We start from the raw sequence: 18,486 nt of genomic DNA, 5'->3' as shown, positions 1-18,486 counted from the left end.
GGCGTTACGCCTCTTCGGCTTCGGCGTCTCCGTCCTCGGCGTCCTCGGCGTCGGCGCTGATCTTGTTCCGGTCGAGCATGTGCTCTTGCTCCACGTCGCGGGCGTGGTCCGGACTCTCGTACACCTTGGCGTAGCCGATGGTCTTGCGCATCCCGAACTTCGTGTCGAGTTCGTGGACGACGACTTCGGCGGAGTCCTTGTTGAGTTTGGCCGCGAGACTGTCTCGAACGGAGAGTCGGGAGGGGGTGGCGTCCTCGTGGGTGATCCGGAAACGCACGTCCGTGCGGTGCAACATGGGGTTCTCGTCTTCCTCGATGATATCGATATCCATCGTTCAGTTACCTATACGTGGTCTCGAACCGGACAAAAGGATTACGAAGCGGCCGAAGCGCGTCGAGCGACGCTACTCGACGACGTCGAGCGCGGCGTCGACGTCGCCGTCCATCCGCGAGAGGAGGTCGCGGGCGGTCGCCCGCGACGCGTCGGTGACGGGTACGAGCACCATCCCCTCGCCGGGTTGGCCGTAGACGACGGCGCCGCCGAGTGGGGTCGCGAGGACGGCCGGTAACGTCGCCAGATCCTCCTCGCCGTCGACGCCGACGACGGCCGGGGCGTCCGCCAGCGCGGTCACGAGCGCGTCCAGTAGCTCCCGGGAGAGCGTCGCCGGCGGGTTCGCCACCGTCACGTCCGGCTCGGGGAGGGTCGCGGCAACGTCGGCGGCGACGGGTTCGCGCTCGGTGTGGCCGTCGATCACCGCCACGTCCGGCCGGCGGCCGGCGTCGAGGAGGTGCGCGGTGACGACGTCGCCGACGGCGACGAGGGGGCGGCCGGCGCCGTCGGCGGCGAGCAGGGTCGCGGGGTCGGTGAACACCGGGCCCAGCGGCTCCTTGAACGCTCCCCGGAGGTCGTCGGGGAGTTCGAGCACGGTCAGCGGACCTTCAGCGCGTAGCCGCCGGGTTCGGAGACGTTCATCTCCTCGGCGACCTCGGAGCGCTCGGGGTGGGTGATGATGACGTAGCCCGCCCAGTCCTCCGTGAGGCTCGACGACCCACAGCTCGCGCAGGTCTGCGTGTCGGGGTCGTTGATGAAATGACACTCACGGCAGGCGAGGCGGTCCTCGGCCATCAGTTACCCTCCATCTGTGCCTCGCGTTGCTGTCGTTCCTCTTCGAGCCAGCCGTGCTTGCCAAGTCCCGGCTGTTTGGCCGTCAACCCGATCTTGCTGTCCCGCGGGTTGCGCTCGTCGACGCTCTTGGTGACGATCCGGACCCGGACCTCGTCGCCGACGCCGAGGGTGCGGTTCGTCTCCGTCGAGGCGAGCTGCTGGTTCTCGCCGTCGTAGGCGAGATATTCGTCGGAGATCTGTGAGACGTGGAGCAGGCCGTCGACGGGACCGATCCCGACGAAGGCGCCGAACTCCACGACTTCGACGACGGTGCCGTCGACGACCTCCTGCATCTGTGGATCGAAGGTGATGGCGTCGAAGTCGGCTTCGTAGTAGACGCCGGGGCGATTGGGCAGCACCGCGCCGTCGCCGATATCGTGGACCTCGACGACGCTCACGACGCTTCCCACCTCCTCGTCCATCCGGCCTTCGAGTTTGTCTTGGAGCAGGCGCTTGACCCGCTCGGGCGTCACGTCGGCGAGGTGCCGCGGGGGCACCTCGACCGTGTCCTTGAGTCGTACCCGTTTGTACATGCTAAGGTTGTGTTATGTTCAGTGTGTTCCGACCCCTTAAACCGATTACCCGAACCGCGCGTTCGAGCAGGCGGTCCTGCAGGGGGCCGTCGTTCGTCACGACGTACTCGCACTCGCCACGGGCGGCGAGTTCGACGAGGGCGTCGTCTGCGTGCGATTCGTCCGTCTCCACCACGCGACAGCGGTCCGCCAGGTCCCGGCCGACGCTCGCGGCAGTGGCCTCCTCGCCGGCGCCCGACGACAGCCGGTCCAGTTCCGCGATCACCGCGGCCGGCGTCACGAACTCGACGTCGCCGAGGAGGCGGTCGAGCTCGTCGAACACCCGCACGTCGCATTCGACCGGCATCATGAGCGCGCTGGTGTCCATGGCGACGCGGGACCCTGTCACTTGAGCGTGCCGATACCGATGAGCCGCCAGCGCGCGCCGACGCGACGGTTGATGGCGATCTTCGACCCCGGCTCCGCACAGACGGGGCGTTTCAGCGATACCTCGCACTCGCCGGAGCGCGCGCTCGTCACCGCACCGACGGTCGTCGCGGTGCCGACGGTGAGCATCAGCGGTTCGCCCGTCGAGATCTCCTCGATCTCGTCGCCGTCCTCGCCGACGACCCGATCGAGCAACTCCACGTCCATCTCGAAGGCCTCGTGGGTCGGCGGAAGCGTCCCGGGTTCGCCCGCGACCTGCCCGGCCAGCGCGTCACCCTTCGTCAGCGACGGGTCGAGTCCCGTGCCGACCCCGAGGAGGCCGCCGGGCGTGGCGACATCGACCGACTGGCTCCCCGCCTGCAGCGAGCGAACCTCGGTCGTGATGGGTCGCCACTCGGTCTGGCCGCCCTCCTCGACCTCGCGACCGGGGCGGAGTTCGATCTCCTCGTCCGCTTCCAGGGTGCCGTCGACCAGGCTGCCGCCGACGACGCCGCCCTTGAGGTCTTCCCAGGTCGTTCCCGGGCGGTTGATGTCGAAGCTCCGGGCGACGAACATCCGCGCGGCGTCGCTCGCCTCGCGGTCGGGGGTGGGGACCTCCCGCTCGATGGCGTCGATGAGGAGGTCCATGTTGACCTCCTGCTGGGCGCTGACGGGAACGATGGGGGCGTCCTCGGCGACGGTGCCCGCGACGAACTCCTGGATCTGTTCGTGGTTCCGGACCGCCTGCTCCCGGTCGACGAGATCGATCTTGTTCTGTGCGATGACGATGTTCTCGACGCCGATGATGTCGAGTGCCATCAGGTGCTCCTCGGTCTGGGCCTGGGGCACCTCCTCGGTCGCGCTCACGACCAGCACCGCGCCGTCCATGAGTGCGGCCCCCGAGAGCATCGTCGCCATGAGCGTCTCGTGACCGGGCGCGTCGACGAAGGAGACCGTCCGCAACACGTCGCTCTCCGAGCCGTCGGGACAGGTCTCCTCGACGGTGAACGCCTCCGGTTCGTCGACCCCGGGACACTTGCGGAACGTCGCGTCCGCGTACCCGAGTCTGATGGAGATGCCGCGTTTCATCTCCTCGGAGTGTTGGTCCGTCCAGGACCCGCTGAGGGCCTGAACCAACGTCGTCTTCCCGTGATCGACGTGGCCTACGAGACCGATGTTCACCTCCGGTTGCTGGTGTGTTTCCGTCGCCATTGAGAGTAATCTTGGAGGAATTTCGCTCCCTGGCGGTGATAAAGTTGCTGTTCTCCGGGCGAGAGCGGTCGCGTGCCGCTCCCGCCGTCACGACGGCGTTCGTCGGGACACGATCTGGGGGCTGCAGGGGCTGAACCGCGCGCCCGGGACGCGGCCGAAACCGGGACCGACGCCTCTTTGCCCCGACCGCTCCCAGGGTCGCCGTGCTCAACTACGTCACGACCAACGCGGGCAAGGTCCGCGAGGTCCGCGAATATCTCGACGACGGTGCGGTCACGCAGCTCGATTTCGACTACGCCGAGATTCAGGCGCCGACCCTCGAACCCATCGCCGTTCGCGGCGCCCGCGAGGCGTACCGCCACGCCGGCGAACCGATCCTCGTCGACGACGCCGGCCTGTTCGTCGACGCCCTCGACGGCTTCCCCGGCCCCTACACCGCGTACGCCGAGGAGAAACTCGGCATCGAGCGGGTGAGCCGCCTCGCCCGCGAGGCCGCGGAGGGGCCGGCACGCGCCGCCTTCCGCTGTGTCCTCGCCTACTGCGACGGCGACGACTTCGAGGCCAGCCCCGACCCCGTCGACCGTGGGGACCGGGCCGCCGCCGCGGCCGCGGGGGAGGACGCGGACGCCGGCGCCGAGGACGACCTTCCCGTCAAACTCTTCGAGGGCGCCGTGCGCGGCCGCCTCGTCGACCCCCGCGGCGACGAGGGGTTCGGCTACGACCCCGTGTTCGAACACGAGGGGACCACCTTCGCGGAGATGGGCCCCGAGAAAAAAAACGCCGTCTCCCACCGCGGACGGGCCCTGGAGAAGTTCGCCGAGTGGTATCCGAGCCGCTAGGCCCGCGGATCACGATCCGGCCCCGGATAGTCGCCGCCGACGGCCTCGCGATAGAGGCTCTCGGCGTCGAACAGCGTCGCGAAGGCCCGCGGGTGCCTGACGCTCGTCTCGACTCGGCCGCGGACGGCCGCCCCGGCGGCGGCCGACAGGAGCGACTCGTCGAGGGTCAGCAGGTGCATCGCACCCCCCCGGTAGGCCGACGCGAGCGCCGGGTTGTCCTCCGCGGGGTGGTCGACGCGTTCGCAGGCCCGCTCGGCGCGGGCGCGCCAGTCGCTGGCCAGCGAGTCGTTCCCGAGGGCCGCGACGACGGCCGCGGCGTCGTCGAGGAGCGGGTCGCTGGCGACGAGGGTCATCCACGAGTGCTCACGGACACGGTCCAGCGCCGCCCGCGCGGGGTCGCCGACGAACAGGTCGGCCGCGAGGACGCCCGCGTCGGCGACGACCCGCGTCGGTTCGGGGTCAATCGTCGGCATCGTCCCGCGTCCGGCGGAGCGCGTCGAGTACGTCCGCCTCGGTCCGGTCGTACCGTTCGGCACGGGCGAAGAGGTCGTCCCAGGTCACGCCGAACCCTCCGTCGCGGCGAGCAAAAGCCTTCCTCCCGTTCATCGCACGACGACGCCATCAACGTCTGACGTATATTTAAGTCGGGGGATGGCAACTGTTGGACCGGGCGCGCACTACCGGCTTCAGTTCCCATCCTCCCCACCCGCGCGCCCGGCACACCCCACTGGCACCTCGGTGCTCGGCGCCGTTCCCCCACGGCGCCGTCTTCGGCCGCGCCCGGAGCGGAGTCCGTAACACGCTCACGGGGCCGGGCATCGGGTTCCGTGGATCCGGTCGGTGTTCGGTCGGACTGTTCGTACTGGATGTCGAACGCGGGACGTAGCGGAACGGCTGACGACTGGCTCGATGGATGGCGAGAACACCGAGGGTACTACGCGCCGGTCGAGATGAAAACGTCACTCGACGACGAGCGGGGCCAAATCCACCGAATTCTTCACCCGTATCTCGCCGCATCGAGGGCCTTTCGTCACTTAGTCGTCGTCAGCAGTGTACGCGCCGCCTCGACGCTTGATACGTGCGACGACGAGCTGCCCGTCGTCCTGCCGGAAGCTCACGGAGAGCCGGAACTCCCCGATGCGTACCTTCTTGTACGGACTGTTCTGGAGCGGTTCACCGTAGTCGGGTGGGTCGCGCCACGGCGAGGAGACGATTTCATCGAGCTTGTCGAGTATCCGGTCTTGGGCGGCAGGGGGACAGTCCGCCGAGGTCGTCTTCAGCCGTCGAGGAGAGTTCCCACGTCCACCCGTCGTCACTCATCGCTCGTGCCGAACCGCTCGCGGGCTTCCTCGGCGCTCGTCGTTCGTCCCTCGCGGATGTCCTCCTCGGCTTCGAGCAGGGCGACGAGTTCGTCGCGGTCGAACGTCGGGAACTCGACGGCGTCCCGAAGCGTGTACCGGATGAACTCGCTCCGACTGTTGAACCCGCGCCCCTGCCACGTGTCATCTATCTGTTCGAGGAACGACTCGGTGAGTTTGAAGTTGACCGTGGCGATGTCGTCTTCGTCGTCGTTTGTAGTTGCTTCAGACATATAGACGTAATACGCTGGTCTTACCAACAGCCGTTTCGCCGGAACCCCACTCGCCGCGTACTCGTCGCGGATAACCGCATCAAGAGTATCCTATCACGATCCTGGTCGAGTTTCCGTCACCCCTCTGTGAGCGTTGATTGGCGATATCTGTGGAGTACTTTGAGGGACGCGTCCCCGGTCGATTTGGGGGCTCTCCCGCCGCCGTCTGTGAATCGATCCGTGTGTCCTGATACATCACCGAATCGCATTACGGCGAGGGATGGCCTGTTTGGCGAGAGATACGACTCCCGAACGGGTTTTATTCAGATGAGTGTAGCCATAAAAGTGTGCGCACAAGGAGTGTACGGCAGAAAGAGCCTAGGCCGGAATTTGAATCCGGGGTCTCGTCCTTACCAAGGACGCGCTTTACCGCTAAGCTACCCAGGCACGCGTACATCGCTTATCCGGAGTCGTTTTTAGGCGTTTCGATTTATGGGTCCGCAGGCGGGGCGGCGTCGCCGTCTGCGAGTGCGAGAACCCGGTCGGCGACAGCGTCGGGGAGCGCCGTATCGGGCGGGGGGAGGTCGCCGTCGAGTTCGCTGGCGAGCCCCGCGGCGTACTCGAGGAGTTCGGCGCCGGGAGTGACGCCGGCGGCGGTGGTTCCCGCGGCGACGGCGAGGGCGAAGACGTCGGCTTCGAGGTTCCGGTCCAGCGCCCGGGCGTCGGCCTCGGGGTCGCGCCGGCGGGTCTGATCCCGGCCGAACGCCCGGACCACCTCGACGGCGCGTTCGGCGGTTTCGGTCCGTGCGAGCAGGTAGAACCCCCGGGAGACGAGTACGTCGGCGGCGAGGATGTCGAGGTCGGCCCGGCGGGCGGCCTCGTCGTCGCCGAGCCAGGGTTCGGTGTGGGTGAGGGTCCGGGTGAGGCGAAGCCCCTCGTAGATGAGTTGGACGCCGGCGGCACGCTCCGCGACGGTGTCGGGGTCGACGGCGGCGTCGAGGGCACGAGCGCTCACCAGCGTCAGGACGCTAGGAGCCATCGAGGCGTCCGAGAGGCGGTCGCGGATCGCCTCGCCGAGCCGTTCGGGCTCGATGTCGGCGAGCGCGTCGCGGGCGGCACGCCGGGCCCGTACGGCGTCGTCCATTGCTATGCGGTTGCGGGGCGAAAGTCAAAGACCTTTGGAAACGCCCGGCCACGGGCGGGCGGGGACGGTGTGGACCCCTCGTCCGGAGGGGCTGGTGACGGGCACTACAGGTGGAGCGGGTCGGGAGAGGGTGGCATCGCACGCTTGTGTGCGCTGGTCTCGTAGAGGTCGACCACGTGGTCGACCTGCTCGGCGGTCACGTCGAGGGCACGGACCGTCGCGTCCCGCGAGAGGGGGCCGTCGACGTGGAGGGCGAGGATGGCGTCGAGGGTGTCGTACCCCAGTCCCATCTCCTCCTCGTCGGTCTGTCCCAGCCACATCTCCGCGGAGGGCGTCTTGGTCACGAGGTCGTCGTCGACGCCGACGTGGGTGGCGAGTTGGCGCACCTGCTGTTTGTAGAGGTTGCCGATCGGGTGACAGTCGACGGCGCCGTCGCCGTACTTCGTGAAGTAGCCGGTGAGCGCCTCGCTCCGGTTGCCGGTGCCGAGGACGATCCGGTTCTCCGCGTTGGCGACGAAGTAATCGAGAACGGCGCGGATGCGGACCCGGACGTTGCCGGCGGCGGTCCGGAGCGGGTCGGTTTCGAGTCGGTCGTCGCTCGTGTCGCCGGGGAACGCCGCCACGAAGGCGTCGAAGATGGGCCCGATGTCGATCACGTCGTACTCGATGTCGAGGTCACGGGCGACGCGTTCGGCGTCGCTCATGTTGTCCGCGGTGTTCACCTCGCTCGGCATCACGAGCCCGTGGACGGCGTCGGGACCCAGCGCCTCGACCGCCAGATGGGCGGTGAGCGTGCTGTCGATCCCGCCGGAGAGGCCGAGCACCGCGCCGTCCGCGCCGGCGCGGTCGACCGTCCGCTGGACGAACGACACGACGTGTTCCCGGGTCGCCGCCAGTTCCGACTCGGAGAGGCGGAGGTCGAGCGGCGCCGACGGTTCCAGAATGACGGATTCCTCGCTCATCACGTCTCCGTACGGCTTCCGGTTTGAAATACTCTCCCATGCCGTGGAGGTAGTGGACGTTCGTCCGCGTCAGCGCGGTCGAATCGACTGGATCGGCAGTTCGACTCACTCCACGTCGAGTTCGGTGTCGTCGACGGCGCCGGCGGATCCGCCCGCGGCGTCCCGGCGCTCGCCCGTCGTGGACGCGTCCCGCTCGCTGACCCGGAGGACCCGGCGGTACGGGAAGAAATCCCGGCCGCCGGCGTGGTCGACCCAGACGCCCGAGTCGTAGAACTGGACCGACTCCGCCCGGACCGACGCGTCGCCGAAGTCCTCGCTCGCCGCCGCTGTCAGGAACACCTCGTAGGACTGTGACCCCGTCATGGCGACCCTAACCTACGGCACGCGGTGGCAAAAGGGTTCGTTCGGCGAAACCCGACGCGGCGGCGGCCCCATATCAAACGTGTGTGACGTTGTCAAAATGTAGCGCGTTCGAAAACCCAGTGGTTGTGCGTCCGAACCGGTCCGAGAGTCAGCATTGATAGCGGCCACACAACAGTTATGTGGCGAACATATCCAAATCGAGATATGATTCGTCGGGGGGCTCGTTGCTACTGGTTCTCGTGAGCGGTGGCTACGTCGTCGCTCGACGGTTCGGTCTGGTCGGTCCAGTCCCGGAGCTACGGAACGGGGTCGTCACGGCGTTCGAAGGCCTCCCACGGGGGAGCCGACCCGTCTTCGTCGTCCTGTTCGTCGTCCTGGGGCTCCTCGGCGGTCTGTGGCTCGTTGCGAAACTCGGCTATCTATCACTCAAATGGGGGAGCCGACTGAACTCGAAAAGCGGGTCGTCGTCACTGCTGATCGTGGGCGTCGTCGCGGGCGTGTGCATGCTGGCGGTCGCGTTCGGGACGTCGTTGGCCGTTCTCGGGGGGACCACGTCGATGTGGGAGAGCGATTCGGGGGCTGCGGGGACCGCAAGCGACTTACAGGAAGCCGGGATGTCCTCGTCGCTCGACGCCGCCGTGGAAGGAGATACGCTCGGGCCGGCGAGCATGCGGAGCGTGGACGGACAGTGTTCGCGGCCGTCCGGCACCGACAACGACGGCGACCGCCTCCCGGATGCCTGGGAACGGCGGGGGTCGACACCGGATGGGACACCGCTCCCCGATGCCGATCCCGACCGCAAGGATCTCTATATCCAACCGATCTACGAACCGGGCGCCGAACGGTTCACCGACGAGGAGAAGGCGCAACTACGGCGCGTGTGGGACGAGATGCCCGTCACGAACCCCAGCGGCGAGACGGGGATCGAACTGCACTTCGTCGACCGATGGCCGAACCAAGGACGCGTCGAGAACCCGATCACGGCCGACCGAAACATCCGGTCCGTGAGAGAGGAATACTACACCCACGAGGGGATGGGAGGAGGCCACTGCCGATATCACCTCGTTGCGGTCGGAACGGTCACCAGCGAGTCGGTCGCGGGGTACGGAGACACGCCGGGGTTCGTTTCCGTCGTCGATTCGACGCGGAACCCGTCGTACAACGGTTCCGTGACCTTCCGTGTCGCGGTGACGACCCACGAGTTGTTGCACAACACCGCGGGGCGGGTGAACGGGAACGCACATCCCGGCACGGGCTGGCTCGGCACGGGTGGGGAATATCTCGGAAGCGGGACGAAGCAGGACCTCGATGACGGATTTGCGCCGCCGAAATCGTACTGGGGAACGGGACGGGAGAACGGCGAGCAACGATCACGCTCGGCCTCCGCTCACCCCGTCGGGGAGGCCCCCGACATCGCGGCACGGAGTGAGACGTGCGGAGCCGTGACTTCCGCCTCACCGTAGCGACGGGCACGGCCGCCGATCAGCCGGCAATCCGAGCGGTCCCCGACCGCGAGGGTGACGGTTGCGTGGGGTTTAAGTCAGCGTCAGGTCTTAGGACAACCCGCGAGGCGCGGCGTGATAGCGCGCCGAGAGTTGTCGAAGGCAAGCGCCGTTGGTCCAGTGGTAGGACAGTGGCTTCCCAAGCCACTAGCCCGGGTTCAATTCCCGGACGGCGCACTCCCTCGCGGTCGCTTGCCGTCCGACGTGCCGTTCGCTCCGCTCACGGCACTCCCGGACGGCGCACTACGACCCTGTACTGGCTCGCTTCGCTCGCTTCTAAAAGCTCGACCACCGCCAGAGATCGGGGGTTTCTGCCGTCCAGCCAGAATCCGGTGGATTCTGGCGACGAAAGCCGTCGAGCCTTCCCCCGGTCGGCTCTCGGCCCTCGTGCCACCGCTTGTCGAATCATCACCAAGATCATCGCTCCGGTTCGACGCCTACCCGAAAGCCCGCAAGCCTCGTTCCGGACACTTTTCCGCTCGAACGGTACCCACGAACGACGCCGACCCGTCGCGGCCCCGGAACCCCGGCGCCACGATTTTTGTGTCGTCATTACCCACCACCGTCCGTGTTCGCCGTCGCCCTCCAGTCCACGCCCTCGCTCGCGCCGCCACTGGCTATCCTCGCCGTCCTGATCGTCCTCGGAATCGTCGTCGGCGCCGTCGGTAGCGCCGTCGCCCGGCGCCTCTCGAACCCGGTCGGCAAGTACCGACTCCTCTACGTCGGCGTCCTGCTCCCGTTCGCGCTGCTCGCGTACGGCCTCCTGTCGCTGCTGAGTCTGGGGGACGCCGTGGCGACGACGGTCCTCGGCGACACCGGGGGCGTCGCGGCGGCCGTTCTCGCCGACCTCGCGGGACTCCTCGGGGCCGGCGTCGTCGGCCTGGCGGCGTACGCGCCGACGATCCGGGGTGTCCGGGCGGTCCGGGACATCGACCTGTCGACCGGGCGGGCGCTCGTCCGGATGGCCCGCTACGTCGGCGGCGTGAGCGTCGTCGTCGCCATCGCTCTCGCGCCGCTTCACCTCACGGGCACCGCGTCGCCGCTCGGACTGACGGGCGTGCTCGCCCTCCTCGTCGCGGGGCTGTTCGGCGGGGCACCCTGGATCGTCGCCGCGGTCCGTTCGACCACGCCGCCGACGGGGGCGACCCGCGACCGTCTCGAAACCCTCCGCGAGCGGGCGGCCCTCGACGTCCGGGACACGCTGGTGCTCGACACCGACGACGAGGAGACGGCGACGGTTCACGTCCGGGGGCCGCCGGGCTACCGGCGGCTGTTCGTCACGAGCACGTTCCTGGATCGGTTCGACGACGGGACGGCCGCGGCGCTGCTGGCGGTGCAGGCGGGGCAGATAGGGACCCGGGTCCAGCCCCTCCGGGTGGCGAGCGTCGTCGCCGCCGGGGCTCCCCTCGTGGCGTCGGTGGCCGGGTGGGGGCCGCGGTGGGCCCTCCTCGGCGTCGCGGTCCTCGCCCTCGTCGCCGGGTTCTGGGCCTGCCGCCGGGCCGTGCGGGCGGCCGACGACCACGCCGCGGCGCGGGTCGGGGCCGACGCCGTCGCCGACGCGCTCGACCGTTACGCCGCGGTCCACGGGATGGAGCCGACGCGGCGTCGCGTCCCCAACCCGCTGTCGGCCACCGTCGCCCTCGGCGACCGGATCGACCGCCTGCGCGGGCGGTAGCTATAGTTTGAAAATCATCGCACACCCGATCGTACGCAGTCCGGCGATCGGATATGCAAACAGTTTCAAACGCTACGATACGGCTGCGCGTCGTCGACGGCGGCCCGCAGGCGCTCGGTCGCGTCGGCGTCGTACCGGAGGACGCGCCGCCACCACGGACCCTTCCCCGAATCCGCCGAGAGGTCGGTGACGAGGGGGCCGGCCGTCGCGCCGCCCTCGGACGCGCTCAGCGGCACCGCGCGGTCGAACAGGCGGGAGCCCTCGCCGCCGGCGACGAGCACCTTCGCGTCGAAGTCGGCGCGCTTGCAGTGGGCGTTGCTGGCGAACCGCTCGCGCTCGGCGGGATCGAGGGTCCGATACGTCTCGCCGGTCACCGCGCGGGCGACGCGAAACTCGCCGATCAGGTAGGCGCCCCACTCCGGGGGCAGGTCCGGCGCCGCGTCCGGGTCGCCGCGCAGGGAGAGCGTCGCGTAGAACAGCAGCGAATCGCCGGGTTCGAGCGCGGAGAGCGGACCGGCCTTCACGCCGTGTTCGTCGCCGTAGGTGTACGCGGTCGACCCGTACAGGCCCGCGAACTCCGGATCGAGGTGGACCCGGCGATCGGCGACGGCCGAGACGTCCACGTCGAGGGGGAACGCGAGGTCGCCGTACGTCGGCACGGGGTCGGCCGTCGGCTCCCGCTCCGGGATGGGGACGTACGCGAACCGGCGGTCGGGGCGGATCGGCCCCCGGAACCCCGGGAGCGTGGTGTTGGCGCCGACGTTGATGGCGACGGCCCGGGGCATTCAGGCGGGGACGAAACGGAGGACCCGGTCGTCGGTCGCGGCGGGCGACCCCCGTCCGTCGCGGTTGCTCGTCACGGCGTGGAGGTGGCCCTCGGGGCCGGTGAACACCGTCCGGATACGCCCGAACTCGCCCTCGAAAAGGCGCTCCTCGGCGGCGACGCCGGGGTCGGTGCCGCCCCCGTCGAACCGGACGCGGTGGAGGTGTTCGGCCACGAGCGTCCCGAAGAAGAAATCGCCCCGCCAGGCCTCGATGGGGCCGTCGTAGACCGCCGCGCTGGCCGGCGCGATGGTCGGCGTGTAACTCGTGACCGGATCGGTAAAGCGGTCGTCGTCGCTCGGCCCCGTCACCTCGGGCCAGCCGTAGTTCTCGCCCGCAGTCAGGACGTTGATCTCGTCGCCGACCTGCGGGCCGTGTTCGGTGCTGTACACCGCGCCGTCGCGGACGACGAGCCCCTGGGGGTTACGGTGGCCGTAACTGAACACCGGGGAGCCGGAGGGGTTGTCGGGGTGGGGGTCGCCGTCGAGCGTGACCCGGAGGACCGAGCCCGCGAGGACGTCGGGGTCCTGGCCCCGATCCTCGCTCGCGGCGTCGCCACAGGTCACGTACAGCGCGTCGTCGTGGACGAGGAGCCGGCCGCCGTCGTGGATGTGCGCGCCGGGGATCCCCGTGAGCAGTGGCTCGGACGCCCAGCCGTCGGTCAGGTCGTGTCGCACCAGTCGGTTGGCCGTCCCGCCCCCCGTGGGTTCGTAGGTCTGGTGGGTGTAGGCGTACGGCTCGTCGGGGTGGAAGGCGAGGCCGAGTAGGCCGCCCTCGCCGACGGCCTTCACCGGGACGTCCGCGACGACCGGCTCCACGCCGTCGGCGAGGCGGACGATCCGACCGGGGCGCTCGGTGAGATAGAGGTCGCCGTCGCGGTAGGCGGCGCCCCACGGGACTTCGAGGTCCGTCGCGAGCGTCTCGACGGCGACGTCGGGGTCGTCACCGCCGTCGACGGTCCCGCCGCCGTCGGGGTCGGGGTCGGGGGACGCGGTGTCCGCGGCCGTCCCGTCCGACCGCGGGCGGCCGGCACACCCGCCGACCGCTGCCGCGGCCCCGAGGGCCGCCAGGTAGCGTCGTCGGTGCATACCGGCTCTGAGGGCTCGATCCGTAAAAGCCTACGTCGAGGGGTCGAGGTTCCGCTGGAACTCGTCGAAGACGTCGAGGTCGTCGGGGAGGTCGTACTCGATGCGACGGGACTCCTGTCGGTTCTCGCCGCCGGCTTCGAGCGGGTCCGCACTGTCCTCCCAGCCGGGCTTGATGCGGACGCTCTTTGCCGGCATACCGACCGCGATGTGGTGGTCGGGCACGTCGCCCTGGACCACCGCGCGGGCGCCGACGACGGCGTTCTCGCCGACGCGGGAGCCGGCGCTGACCATGGCGTCGTAGGTGACGCGGGCGTCGTCCTCGATGATCGTGTGGTAGTTCCGGACCTCGGTCTGGTCGACGATATCGTGGTCGTGGCTGTAGACGTGGACGCCGTCCGAGATGGAGACGCGGTCGCCGACCGTCAACTGCCCCCGGTCGTCGAGGTGGACGTCGTCGTGGACGACCACGTTGTCGCCGACGGAGATGTTGTGCCCGTAGGTGAAGGAGATACCCTTGAAAAAGCGGCAGTCGTCGCCACACTCCTCGAAGAGGTGATCGGCCAGCATCGCCCGAAAGCGGAGGGCAAACTCCACGTTGTCGGCCATCGGCGTGGCGTCGAACTGCCGCCAGAGCCACTGGAGGTACTTCGACTCCTGGAACCGATCCTCGTCTTTCTCGGCGTAGTACTCGCTTTCGAGCGTGGCGTTACAGGGATCGTACCCCTGCAGGCGGACGCGCTCGGCGGGCGAGACGTCGCCGCCATCGTTCCACCGCTCGTACGCCTCGCGGTCCCCGAAGAGGTCGATCAACACGTCCTGTACGACGTTGCACGTGTCCTCGTCGGAGGCGAGTCGCTCGTCCACGTGGTCGATGAACTCCGCGACCCCGGCGTCGGCCTCCACGGGCAGCGAGACGTGTCGCTTCGTCATTGCAGGCCCGATAAGTCGGGGGTACCCAAAGGGGTTCGGGTGTGCACGCCGGGCGGGAACCGGCGGGCGACGGGCGGACGACAGCCGACGGGATCAGGCCAGGAAGACGTGTCGCGGCCGGTCGGCGAGCACGTCACGCCCCCAGGAGACGGTGTCGGCGAACTCGTCGGAGCGGAAGAAGTCCATGGCGTCGTCCTTCGAGCGCCACTGGCTGGCGATGAACATGTCGTTCTCGTCCTCGCGGTTGATCATCAGATCCGTCTCGCCGTGTCCAGCCATCTCGTTCAGCAGGTCGCCGACCGTCTCGAACTTCTCGACGAAGTCCGTCCGGTGTTCCGGCTTGACCGTGTAGAACATTCCCATGGTGCCGAAGCCGGACTCCTCGCCGGCGCGGCTGACGACGTCCGGCAGTTCCGACAGGAAGCCAGCGGCCGTGTCGGCCGCGCTCGCGGTGTCCCAGATGCTCACGACCGCCCGCCGGTCGCGTTCGAGGGCGTCGTACACCGCCGTCTTGACGTGCGTGTCGTAGTGGTCGAAGTTCGACCGGAGGCCGTCGACCTCCTCGAACAGCTCGTCGGCGTCGGCCTCGGAGTAGAGCACCGTCGCGTACACGTCCTCGCCGTGGGGCTTGCCGGCGTAGATGTCCAGATCGGCGAGTTCGCCGCGGATGTCGTCCTCGTCCGCGTCGCCGTCGTGTGCGTGTTCGTCGTCGCCGTGAGCGTGGCCGTCGTGGGCGTGTTCGTCGTCGCCGTGAGCGTGGCCGTCGTGTGCGTGTTCGTCGTCGCCGTGAGCGTGCCCATCGGCGTCGCCATGAGCGTGTTCGTCGTGACCCTCCCCGGCGTCGTCGGTGGGTACCGCCTCGCCCGCGAGGAACGCGGGCAGGTCCTCGGGTGGGAACCGACGGCCGACGTAGAACGGGCCGAACTCGCTGTAGCGGGCGCTGGCCTCGTCGTAGCGCATCTCGTAGACGATATCCTTCAGGTCGGTCGGATCGTCGGCGAAGAGAGTGACCCCCCACTCCCAGTCGTCGAGGCCGACCGACGAGGCGACGATCTGTTTCACCCGACCGCCGAACTCACGGCCGTGTTCGCCGTGTTCCTCCATCATCTCGCGGCGGCGCTCGAAGGGCAGGTCGTACCAGTTGTCCTGCTCGCCGCGCTTGCGGCTCATGGGATAGAAACTCGCGTACGTGTCGTCCGGCACGTCGGGTTCGAGTTTCCCTTCGATGTACCGACGGAGGCCGGCGTCGACCTCCTCCTCGTCCTCGGCGAAGTAGTCGTCGGAGACGTAGCCGCTCACCTCGGTGACTGAGACGTAGGAGGTTGACTGCTCGGTGAAGGCGCCGAGGGCCGTCCGATCGAACCGCCGTTCGGCCGTCGAGAGGGCATCGAGCGTCGGCCGCAGGTGGACGATCATCAGATCGGCCTTGTGGCCGAGGGCGGAGAAGACGGCCGAGACGCCGTCGTCGGCGTCGGCAACCGCCTCGTGGCGCTCGAAGTAGTCGATTCCCTCCTCGATGGCCCGGTCCTGTTCTCGCTGCGGGGCGTCGCGCCACGCCGCCCAGTCGATCCGACGGAAGTCGTGGAGTGCGTACCAGCCTTCGTCAGTCTGGGGTGGTTCGCGCATGGGCGTCCGTTGGGACCGGGGAGGTATGGGAGTTGCGTGTCCGCGCCGCGCGGTGCGGTTGCGGAGTGATGTGGTGGCGGAGGCGGGGCGCTGCGGTGACGGGACGGTTGCTGAGGCTGAGGGACTCACCCACCGCGAGCGGCGCTCGCTCACGGGCCGAGAGCTGACCGAAGGGAGGCCCGAGGTTTTTGATCGAGCTTTTGTGAGCGAGGAGCCGCAGGCTCCGAGCGCAGTGAAAGGTCGAAGTGTCGGGGGCTAGGACAGCAACTGCGGCCCGAAGATCATCAGGAGGAGCGACGCGAGCATCGTCAACCCGATGCCGGTGGTGACGGTGCGGACGAAGCGTTCGGGGTCGCCGACGGGGAGCCGCGACACCACCGCTTCGGTGCCCATCCGCAGGATGCGGCCGCCGTCGAGCGGGTAGCCGGGAATGCAGTTGAACAGGCCGAGCTGGAGGTTGACCCACGCGGCCCAGAAGAGGACGTTCGCGAGGATGAACACCCCGTCACCGAGCGGGGCGAGCGGCCCCTCGACGACGTAGAAGTTCGTCACGGCGGGGGTAAAGCCCGGGAAGTTCGGAATCCCGAGGACGAAGGAGGCGAGGGGAAGGATCAGGGCGACGTAGACGAGGCTCAGGGGCGAGTCGGTCAGCCCGGGGAAGGGTGTGGCCGAGCCCGAGCCGCCGTCGCCCCCGAGGAGTTCGAGGTAGGTGCCGGCGGGGTAGTCCCGGACGCCGAAGTCGGTGACGAGCAGCCCGCTCGTCCCGGGGAAGATGTCGACGCCGAGGAAGCCCCGCCCGTCGCGCGGGTTCTCGCCGAGGCGCACGTCGTAGGTCTCGAACTCGCCGTCGACGTGGGCGCGGACGGGCACCCGGTCGCCCGCCTCGTACTCGTCGAGGACGCGTGCCAGGTCGCCGGAGGAGGTGACCCGCTTTCCGTCGATTTCGGTGACGATCATGCTGGCGTTGGTGGGGGCGCTGGCGTTCGCCAGCGGCCCGTCCGGCGCGGCGCGGGTGACGTAGGCGCCGACGGGGACGACGGCGTCGCCGGCGGTCGTCTCGATACGGGCGACCTCCCGGTCGGCCGTCGCATCGCGGAACTCCCCGCGGGTGTCGACGGGCGTGCCGTTGACGGCCGTCACCCGGATGGGGTCCTCGCCGCTCTCGACGGAGAGGTTCGCGGGGTTGCCCGCGACGCTCCCGACGATCACGAGCGAGCGTTCGACGCGGACGGTGCGGTCGCCGTCGACCTCGACCTCGACAGTGCGGTTCTCGGCCGCGAGGAGGGCGGCGTCGAGGTCGCTCTCGCTCCCGACGGCGGTGTCGCCGACGGCGGTGATGCGGTCGCCGTTCGCGACGCCCGCCGTCGCGGCGGGCGAGCCCTCGTAGGCGCCGTCGACGGCGACGCCCGGGGCGACGCCGACGGCGCCGATGACGGGTCCGAAGAGGAGGGCGAACGCGACGGCCGTCAGCACGAAGTTGTTGGTCACGCCGGCCGCGAACATCCGGGTGCGGCCGCCGCGGTCGGCCGTCCGCTGGCTCTCCTCGTCGGGTTCGACGAACGCCCCGAGCGGGATGATCGCCAGGAGGACGAGCCCCATCGAGTCGATGTCGATATCCTCGACCCGACAGAGGAGGCCGTGCCCCCCCTCGTGGACGACGAGGCCGACCAGGAGGCCGAAGACGATTTCGGGCGCCACCGCGAGCGGGAGGAAGTCGTTGACGCCGGGGACGACCAGGAAGTTCTGTGGCTGGTTGACCGCCGACGGCGCCGGCGGGTTCCGGAGGATGGTCACCGCCTGGAAGAGCAGGAGGACGAACATCCCGGCCATGATCACGAGGGCGACGCCGACGCCGACGTTGCTGTAGGCCCGCCAGAAGCGTTTGGGTCGGGCGAGGCGGGTGAGGAGGGCACGACCGCGGCGGGTGTGGATCGTCGCGATGGGGCCCTGCAGCCGGACCGAATCGGGGAGATACCCCCGGATCTGGAGCGCCTTCGCGACGAGGGAGTAGACGAGAACGCCGACGAGCACCCACAGCAGCGTGTTCATCGATCCGAGGGAGGGCCGCGACGGCAAAAGGCGTTCGGATACGGGGGCGGGAACGCCCCGCTTTTTGTCGGGGGGAGCCAAGGGGGACGCATGACACGGTTCGACGCCGCCGACGCCGCCGACCGACGAAAACTGTTCGCGGAGGCGGTCCTCGCCCACCGGAACCGCGGCAGTCCGTTCCTCACCGTCGAGGTCGACCCGGCCGACGTGCCGGGGGTGGACCCCGGCGGCGAGGACGACGACGGCGAAGGGACGCCGGTCCCCTGGATCCAGTTCGCCGAGAAGACGTTCAACCTCGACTGCACTGACGCGGAGCTCGACCGCCTGAAGCGCCTGCTCGACGAGTTCCCCGAGTTCCGCATCGAGCGGATCGACCGCCCCGAGGAGGCCGAGGGGGCGAACGTCCGGGTCACCGCCCGCTCGGACGCCAGCCGCCTCGGGCAGTTCCTCGACCGCGCCCTCCAGGTCACCTACGACCTCGACGACGACTACCGGGCGTGGGTGACGGAGCTGTGAGACCGTTTATCCGAAGTCAGTACCGGTAGGTCGCCGGGCTGTCCTGACGACCCACCGGTACACGGTTACGATACTCCGTCCGAGCC

Annotated in this window: 20 protein-coding genes, 2 tRNA genes and 1 pseudogene; 5 read left to right on the top strand and 18 right to left on the bottom strand. The window is 69.1% G+C overall.

The genetic code is table 11. The annotated features are described in order from the left end of the window. Nucleotides 1-4 precede the first annotated feature (4 nt). The 6 genes from NO364_RS16505 to NO364_RS16480 form a co-directional block, all read right to left on the bottom strand. Nucleotides 5-331 carry a 30S ribosomal protein S24e gene (locus tag NO364_RS16505; RefSeq protein ID WP_157689845.1) on the bottom strand — a complete coding sequence of 109 codons (327 nt, stop codon included), beginning with the start codon at nucleotides 329-331 and terminating at the stop codon, nucleotides 5-7. Between the two features lie 72 nt (nucleotides 332-403). After that, nucleotides 404-925 (bottom strand): GTP-dependent dephospho-CoA kinase family protein, encoded by a 522-nt coding sequence (locus NO364_RS16500; RefSeq protein WP_257628063.1) that lies wholly within the window; start codon nucleotides 923-925, stop codon nucleotides 404-406. A gap of 2 nt (nucleotides 926-927) precedes the next feature. Continuing rightward, nucleotides 928-1,125, bottom strand: a complete 198-nt coding sequence (gene spt4, locus NO364_RS16495) for a transcription elongation factor subunit Spt4 (protein WP_157689847.1) — start codon at nucleotides 1,123-1,125, stop codon at nucleotides 928-930. After that, nucleotides 1,125-1,697, bottom strand: coding sequence for a DNA-directed RNA polymerase (locus tag NO364_RS16490; RefSeq protein WP_157689848.1), 573 nt, complete (start codon nucleotides 1,695-1,697; stop codon nucleotides 1,125-1,127). The genes spt4 and NO364_RS16490 overlap by 1 nt, the downstream gene beginning before the upstream one ends. A 1-nt stretch (nucleotide 1,698) precedes the next feature. Further along, complete coding sequence (locus NO364_RS16485) at nucleotides 1,699-2,064, bottom strand: PIN domain-containing protein (RefSeq protein ID WP_157689849.1); 366 nt, start codon at nucleotides 2,062-2,064, stop codon at nucleotides 1,699-1,701. Between the two features lie 17 nt (nucleotides 2,065-2,081). Further along, nucleotides 2,082-3,314, bottom strand: a complete 1,233-nt coding sequence (locus NO364_RS16480) for a translation initiation factor IF-2 subunit gamma (RefSeq protein ID WP_157689850.1) — start codon at nucleotides 3,312-3,314, stop codon at nucleotides 2,082-2,084. Between the two features lie 203 nt (nucleotides 3,315-3,517). Between NO364_RS16480 and NO364_RS16475 the strand changes: the two genes are divergently transcribed. Then, nucleotides 3,518-4,153, top strand: a complete 636-nt coding sequence (locus NO364_RS16475) for a non-canonical purine NTP pyrophosphatase (protein ID WP_257628062.1) — start codon at nucleotides 3,518-3,520, stop codon at nucleotides 4,151-4,153. Here NO364_RS16475 and NO364_RS16470 read toward each other — a convergent pair. The 7 genes and pseudogenes from NO364_RS16470 to NO364_RS16440 all read right to left on the bottom strand — a co-directional run bounded on the left by NO364_RS16470 (nucleotide 4,150) and on the right by NO364_RS16440 (nucleotide 8,192). Further along, nucleotides 4,150-4,626, bottom strand: a complete 477-nt coding sequence (locus NO364_RS16470; RefSeq protein ID WP_157689852.1) for a DUF7384 family protein — start codon at nucleotides 4,624-4,626, stop codon at nucleotides 4,150-4,152. The genes NO364_RS16475 and NO364_RS16470 overlap by 4 nt on opposite strands. 561 nt (nucleotides 4,627-5,187) lie before the next feature. After that, nucleotides 5,188-5,473: pseudogene (locus tag NO364_RS16465) on the bottom strand (type II toxin-antitoxin system RelE family toxin). Continuing rightward, nucleotides 5,466-5,744, bottom strand: coding sequence for a ribbon-helix-helix domain-containing protein (locus NO364_RS16460; protein ID WP_157689853.1), 279 nt, complete (start codon nucleotides 5,742-5,744; stop codon nucleotides 5,466-5,468). Before NO364_RS16460 ends, NO364_RS16465 begins: the two are co-directional and overlap by 8 nt. A 354-nt stretch (nucleotides 5,745-6,098) precedes the next feature. Further along, a tRNA-Thr gene (locus tag NO364_RS16455) sits at nucleotides 6,099-6,170 on the bottom strand. Nucleotides 6,171-6,213: 43 nt separating this feature from the next. Continuing rightward, on the bottom strand, nucleotides 6,214-6,867 hold the full coding sequence (locus NO364_RS16450; protein WP_157689854.1) for a DUF7114 family protein: 654 nt from the start codon (nucleotides 6,865-6,867) through the stop codon (nucleotides 6,214-6,216). A gap of 104 nt (nucleotides 6,868-6,971) precedes the next feature. Then, nucleotides 6,972-7,829: an NAD+ synthase gene (locus tag NO364_RS16445; protein ID WP_157689855.1), complete on the bottom strand. Its 858-nt coding sequence runs from the start codon at nucleotides 7,827-7,829 to the stop codon at nucleotides 6,972-6,974. Between the two features lie 105 nt (nucleotides 7,830-7,934). Then, nucleotides 7,935-8,192 carry a hypothetical protein gene (locus NO364_RS16440; protein ID WP_157689856.1) on the bottom strand — a complete coding sequence of 86 codons (258 nt, stop codon included), beginning with the start codon at nucleotides 8,190-8,192 and terminating at the stop codon, nucleotides 7,935-7,937. A 224-nt stretch (nucleotides 8,193-8,416) separates the two neighbouring features. Here NO364_RS16440 and NO364_RS16435 point away from each other — a divergent pair, with 224 nt between their 5' ends. The 3 genes from NO364_RS16435 (at nucleotide 8,417) to NO364_RS16425 (ending at nucleotide 11,369) form a co-directional block, all read left to right on the top strand. Continuing rightward, a complete protein-coding gene (locus tag NO364_RS16435) occupies nucleotides 8,417-9,655 on the top strand; it encodes a hypothetical protein (protein ID WP_257628061.1) in 1,239 nt (412 codons plus the stop codon). Nucleotides 9,656-9,800: 145 nt separating this feature from the next. Further along, nucleotides 9,801-9,871 (top strand) — tRNA-Gly (locus NO364_RS16430). Between the two features lie 391 nt (nucleotides 9,872-10,262). Then, the gene (locus NO364_RS16425; RefSeq protein ID WP_257628060.1) at nucleotides 10,263-11,369 is read left to right on the top strand and encodes a peptidase; all 1,107 of its coding nucleotides are present in this window, start codon (nucleotides 10,263-10,265) and stop codon (nucleotides 11,367-11,369) included. Between the two features lie 65 nt (nucleotides 11,370-11,434). On the opposite strand, the gene NO364_RS16420 is transcribed toward NO364_RS16425, so the two are convergent. From NO364_RS16420 to NO364_RS16400, 5 genes are all read right to left on the bottom strand, one after another. Continuing rightward, the gene (locus tag NO364_RS16420) at nucleotides 11,435-12,154 is read right to left on the bottom strand and encodes an Nmad3 family putative nucleotide modification protein (protein WP_157689858.1); all 720 of its coding nucleotides are present in this window, start codon (nucleotides 12,152-12,154) and stop codon (nucleotides 11,435-11,437) included. Next, nucleotides 12,155-13,279, bottom strand: coding sequence for a PQQ-dependent sugar dehydrogenase (locus NO364_RS16415; RefSeq protein ID WP_157689859.1), 1,125 nt, complete (start codon nucleotides 13,277-13,279; stop codon nucleotides 12,155-12,157). A gap of 30 nt (nucleotides 13,280-13,309) precedes the next feature. Continuing rightward, nucleotides 13,310-14,209, bottom strand: a complete 900-nt coding sequence (locus NO364_RS16410; protein ID WP_257628059.1) for an acyltransferase — start codon at nucleotides 14,207-14,209, stop codon at nucleotides 13,310-13,312. Nucleotides 14,210-14,302: 93 nt separating this feature from the next. Further along, nucleotides 14,303-15,835, bottom strand: coding sequence for a heme-binding protein (locus NO364_RS16405; protein WP_257628058.1), 1,533 nt, complete (start codon nucleotides 15,833-15,835; stop codon nucleotides 14,303-14,305). Between the two features lie 255 nt (nucleotides 15,836-16,090). Next, complete coding sequence (locus tag NO364_RS16400; RefSeq protein WP_257628057.1) at nucleotides 16,091-17,884, bottom strand: site-2 protease family protein; 1,794 nt, start codon at nucleotides 17,882-17,884, stop codon at nucleotides 16,091-16,093. A 90-nt stretch (nucleotides 17,885-17,974) separates the two neighbouring features. On the opposite strand from NO364_RS16400, the gene NO364_RS16395 reads away from it, so the two are divergent. Further along, nucleotides 17,975-18,400 (top strand): DUF7975 family protein, encoded by a 426-nt coding sequence (locus NO364_RS16395; RefSeq protein ID WP_257628056.1) that lies wholly within the window; start codon nucleotides 17,975-17,977, stop codon nucleotides 18,398-18,400. The last annotated feature ends 86 nt before the right edge of the window (nucleotides 18,401-18,486 follow it).

Origin of the sequence: Haloplanus salinarum (assembly GCF_024498175.1) — an archaeon.
GTDB lineage: Archaea > Halobacteriota > Halobacteria > Halobacteriales > Haloferacaceae > Haloplanus > Haloplanus salinarum.
The sequence above is the reverse complement of the archived record's forward strand: the minus strand, read 5'-3'. Positions and strand labels throughout refer to the sequence as shown.

Coding starts and splice junctions, on each gene's coding strand:
- NO364_RS16440 (WP_157689856.1), bottom strand. CDS start 8,192: ATGACGGGGTCACAGTCCTACGAGGTGTTCCTGACAGCGGCGGCGAGC.
- NO364_RS16420 (WP_157689858.1), bottom strand. CDS start 12,154: ATGCCCCGGGCCGTCGCCATCAACGTCGGCGCCAACACCACGCTCCCG.
- NO364_RS16410 (WP_257628059.1), bottom strand. CDS start 14,209: ATGACGAAGCGACACGTCTCGCTGCCCGTGGAGGCCGACGCCGGGGTC.
- NO364_RS16400 (WP_257628057.1), bottom strand. CDS start 17,884: ATGAACACGCTGCTGTGGGTGCTCGTCGGCGTTCTCGTCTACTCCCTC.
- NO364_RS16480 (WP_157689850.1), bottom strand. CDS start 3,314: ATGGCGACGGAAACACACCAGCAACCGGAGGTGAACATCGGTCTCGTA.
- NO364_RS16445 (WP_157689855.1), bottom strand. CDS start 7,829: ATGAGCGAGGAATCCGTCATTCTGGAACCGTCGGCGCCGCTCGACCTC.
- NO364_RS16405 (WP_257628058.1), bottom strand. CDS start 15,835: ATGCGCGAACCACCCCAGACTGACGAAGGCTGGTACGCACTCCACGAC.
- NO364_RS16490 (WP_157689848.1), bottom strand. CDS start 1,697: ATGTACAAACGGGTACGACTCAAGGACACGGTCGAGGTGCCCCCGCGG.
- NO364_RS16415 (WP_157689859.1), bottom strand. CDS start 13,279: ATGCACCGACGACGCTACCTGGCGGCCCTCGGGGCCGCGGCAGCGGTC.
- NO364_RS16470 (WP_157689852.1), bottom strand. CDS start 4,626: ATGCCGACGATTGACCCCGAACCGACGCGGGTCGTCGCCGACGCGGGC.
- NO364_RS16450 (WP_157689854.1), bottom strand. CDS start 6,867: ATGGACGACGCCGTACGGGCCCGGCGTGCCGCCCGCGACGCGCTCGCC.
- NO364_RS16505 (WP_157689845.1), bottom strand. CDS start 331: ATGGATATCGATATCATCGAGGAAGACGAGAACCCCATGTTGCACCGC.
- NO364_RS16395 (WP_257628056.1), top strand. CDS start 17,975: ATGACACGGTTCGACGCCGCCGACGCCGCCGACCGACGAAAACTGTTC.
- NO364_RS16485 (WP_157689849.1), bottom strand. CDS start 2,064: ATGGACACCAGCGCGCTCATGATGCCGGTCGAATGCGACGTGCGGGTG.
- spt4 (WP_157689847.1), bottom strand. CDS start 1,125: ATGGCCGAGGACCGCCTCGCCTGCCGTGAGTGTCATTTCATCAACGAC.
- NO364_RS16460 (WP_157689853.1), bottom strand. CDS start 5,744: ATGTCTGAAGCAACTACAAACGACGACGAAGACGACATCGCCACGGTC.